Source organism: Bacillus sp. SIMBA_005, assembly GCF_046535585.1.
GTDB lineage: Bacteria > Bacillota > Bacilli > Bacillales > Bacillaceae > Bacillus > Bacillus pumilus.
This window is the reverse complement of record NZ_JAWRWI010001078.1, coordinates 1-240: the sequence shown is the minus strand read 5'-3', so window position 1 is coordinate 240 and position 240 is coordinate 1. Positions and strand designations below refer to the sequence as shown.

The 240-nt window shown below is 45.4% G+C and carries 1 pseudogene; it reads left to right on the top strand.

What is annotated here, in order from left to right:
- A pseudogene (locus SB660_RS23445) lies at positions 1-237 on the top strand (MFS transporter); the annotation flags it as partial.
- Positions 238-240 lie beyond the last annotated feature (3 nt).

Here is a 240-nt window from a genome sequence, read left to right as displayed (position 1 = left end):
CCTGAAGGGCTGCTTCAATCCTTGTTCAGTCAGGAATCGATTAAGCAGATTCCGGCCGCATTTTCTTCCCATATCGTGCCGGTTTTGAAAACGTCACTGATGGATTCGCTTCACAGCGTGTTTTTCACAGGCCTGGCCTTTATCGCTGCCGGATTGATCCTCACGCTGTTTGTTAAATCAATTAAGCTGACAAACAAAAAGACAGGCAAACAAGAAGAAAAGGCGAAAGCCGTTTAACAA